Source organism: Streptomyces sp. NPDC054975, assembly GCF_053609105.1.
The window spans coordinates 1-3347 of record NZ_JBSGWV010000103.1; the positions used below are offsets into that span (position 1 = coordinate 1).

The 3347-nt window shown below is 69.3% G+C and carries 2 protein-coding genes; both read right to left on the reverse strand.

The features are described from left to right. Nucleotides 1-53 precede the first annotated feature (53 nt). Nucleotides 54-1031: a zinc metalloprotease gene (locus ACWF79_RS34675; protein WP_453732163.1), complete on the reverse strand. Its 978-nt coding sequence runs from the start codon at nucleotides 1029-1031 to the stop codon at nucleotides 54-56. 326 nt (nucleotides 1032-1357) lie between these two features. Then, nucleotides 1358-3007, reverse strand: coding sequence for an alkaline phosphatase D family protein (locus ACWF79_RS34680; RefSeq protein WP_453732164.1), 1650 nt, complete (start codon nucleotides 3005-3007; stop codon nucleotides 1358-1360). Nucleotides 3008-3347 lie beyond the last annotated feature (340 nt).

Below are 3347 nucleotides of genomic sequence, written 5' to 3' on the forward strand. Positions count from 1 at the left end.
GGGGGGGCGGGGGCTCTCCCGCCGCGCCCTCGCGCCTGCCGTCAGGCGGTGGTTCAGGCGCGGTACGCCGTCCAGAAGTCGTTCATCCGCGTGACCTGGCCCGGGGTGAACTGGGTCATGCAGGAGTCGTACGTGTAGTCCATGAAGTTCTTGATCGGGTCGATGCCGGGCTTCGACGCGCAGCTGTCACGGCCCGTCGGGCACTCGTACGCCGGGCTCTTCTCGGCCGGGGTGTCGCTCACCGAGTCACCGGCTCCGTTGCAGCCGCCCTGGAACGTGTGGTACAGCCCCATCCAGTGGCCGACCTCGTGCGTCGCGGTGTCGCCCTCGTTGTAGTTGGCCGCGGTGCCGCCCGGCAGCGAGGAGTCGAGGACCACCACACCGTCCATGGACGGGTTGGAGGCGTACGAGGACGGGAAGGTCGCCCAGCCGAGCAGGCCGCCGCTGAGCTTGGCGGTGTAGAAGTTCAGCGCGCCGGCGTCGCCCTTGCGCAGGGTCTGCTTCATCTGCTTCTCGGCGGTGGAGCCGGAGGCCAGGTTGTACCAGGTCGCGTTGTCCGTGTAGTCGGTCGAGGCGAGGGTGAACTGGAAGTTGGTGTTCACGTTGCCGGTGCCCTGGCCGGCGTAGGCCGCGTTGAGGACGGCCATCTGGTTGCTGATGTCGGTGGCGGTCAGCTTGCCCGCCGTACCGCTGTGGATGACGTGGAAGTGGACCGGGATGGTCACCACCGCGGCGGCCGAGGCGGCGGAGGCGGAGGCGCGTCCGTTCGGACGAGCGGCCTCAAGTCTCTTGCTGAGGTCGGCTTCCATGGCCTTGGCCTGGGTGGCGGTGACCTCGTTGGGCTCGTGGCCCTGGTGGTCGGCGTTGCGGGCCTTGCGCGCACCGGAGAGGGCTTCGCCCTCGTGCGGGTCGCACTCCTCCACGCCGGCGGCGGTCGTGGTGGTGGACGTCTGGGCCACCGAGGGGGCCGAGAGCGGGGCCAGGGCCAAAGTTCCGGCCATGACGGCGGTGCCGAGCATACGGCGTGTCATACGCGGTGATATACGGACAAGAGCACGCATGGTGACTCCTCGCGGGGGGTGTGCGGAGAGGGGATTCCTCGCCACCGCGGGGAGATTACGGGTCCATGTCAGACGTTGATGAGCATTGATCAAGCCCAATCATCCGTGGTGCGAATCGGGGCATCAGGAAGAAATTCTTCGGTCTGCTCCGGAGTTTGAAAGGGAGATGAAACAAACCGGGGTGCGTCGACGGGTGGTGTGTCCGGATTCGGCCATCCGAACTCACCACCCGTCGTGGTGATGTGATCTCCCGTTAACACAAGGGATCATGGCTGAAAATCAACCATGAAGTCATCTCATCGCACCGGCTGATACACCCGCTCGATCTCCTGCGTTCCACTCTTCGTCCGGTACGAGCGCTGCCACGCGGTCGTGGCGTCCGGCTTCGTGCGGTCGGAGACGGTGTAGTAGTCCATCTGCGTCCGCTCGGTCGTCACGTCGAGCACGCCGTAGCCGTGGTGGTCCATGTCCACCCACTTCACATGGCGGTTGGCGGCCTTGATCGCGCCGGACGCCACCACGGAGACCGTGCCCGGCGGCACGTGCAGCAGGTCGGCGACGGTGTCCGAGGTCACGGAGGTCACCACGAACTCGGTCGCGGCCGACTGCGACAGCGGATACGTCGCCGCCTTCACCGGTACGTCGTTGGCCCACGCCATGTGGATGTCACCGGTCAGGAAGACGGTGTTCCGGATGGACCGCTGGGTCAGGTGGGCGAGGAGTTCCTTGCGGTCGTCCGTGTAGCCGTCCCACTGGTCGACGTTGACCGCGAGCCCTCCCTCGGGCAGGCCGAGCAACTCGGCGAGCGGGGCGAGGAGGTGGGCCGGCAGCGCGCCGAAGGCGACCGGCGAGATCATCACCGAGGTGCCGACCAGCTTCCAGGTCGCGTCCGAGCCCGCGAGCCCCGACTTCAGCCAGTCCAGCTGCGCGCGGCCGGTGAGCGTACGCTCCGGGTCGTCGACCGAGCCGTTGCCGACGGACGACTGCTGGGAACGGAACGAACGCAGGTCGAGCAGGTGCAGATCGGCCAGCTTGCCGAAGCGCAGCCGTCGGTAGACCGTGCCCTCGGTCGAGGCGCGGACCGGCATCCACTCGAAGTACGCCTGCTTCGCCGCCGCCACGCGGGCCGCCCAGTCGCCCTCGGCGCCCGGCGTGTGGTTCTCCGCGCCGCCCGACCAGGTGTCGTTGGCGACCTCGTGGTCGTCCCAGATCGCGATCATCGGGTGGGTGGCGTGCAGCGCCTGGAGGTCGGGGTCCGTCTTGTACGTGGCGTGCCGCAGGCGGTAGTCGGCCAGCGAGACGATCTCGTGCTTCGGCTCGTGCTGCCGCACGGTGTACGGCGCCTTGGGGTAGGAGCCGCTCGCGTACTCGTAGATGTAGTCGCCGAGATGGAGGATCGCGTCCAGGTCCGTCCGGGCGGCCAGGTGGCGGTACGCGGAGAAGTGGCCGGCCTCCCAGTTGGAGCAGGAGACGACGCCGAAGCGGACGCCCGGGGTGGTGGCGTCGGCGGTCGGGGTGGTGCGGGTGCGGCCGACGGGGGAGACGGTGTCGTCCGCCGTGAAGCGGAACCAGTACGGGGTCTCCGGGCGCAGGCCGCGGACGTCCACCTTGACCGTGTGGTCGGTGGCGGCGGTCGCGGTGGCGGTGCCCTGGGCGGCGGTCCGGGTGAAGGCGCCGTCCTCGGCGACCTCCCAACGGACCGTGATGTCCGGGCCCTTGCCGGAGCCGGGCGTGGCGTCGGCGGTGGGGGTGACGCGCGTCCAGAGCAGGACGCCGTCGGGCAGCGGGTCGCCGGAGGCGACACCGTGCTGGAACGTGGGGGCCTCCGTGGTCGCGAGCGCGGGGGAGGCGGCGCCCACCAGGGCCGGGGCGGCGACGGCCGTGACGGCTGCGGCCTTCACGACGGTGCGGCGGGTAGGGGCGGATGATATGTGTCGACTGGTCACGGGCAGTCAGATTACTGACCAGTATGAGGAACATGCAGGCGAATACCGGAAGTTCGCGCACTCGTCGCCCGGTGGTCGTGATCACACGGACGAGGCGGCGGGTCGGTCCGGACGAACCGGCTTTTCCGGACCGGCCCGCCCGAACGGACGGCGGGTCCGTGGGAGCGACTCCCACGGACCCGTGCCCCTGCCGAACGCGCGCCGGTGACTAGGGCCTTTCGTTTGGATCATGCCGGGCTCGCGGGGTCTGGCACCGCGCCTCGCCGCGTTGTCGTCGGTTGCCATGGCTCCGCCATGGCGCCCTCCTCCGCCTTGCGATCCACGGCACCAGACCCCGCTC

Bases quoted from the DNA above. Each gene is read 5' to 3' on its own strand.
- ACWF79_RS34675 (WP_453732163.1), bottom strand. From the start codon at position 1,031: ATGACACGCCGTATGCTCGGCACCGCCGTCATGGCCGGAACTTTGGCC.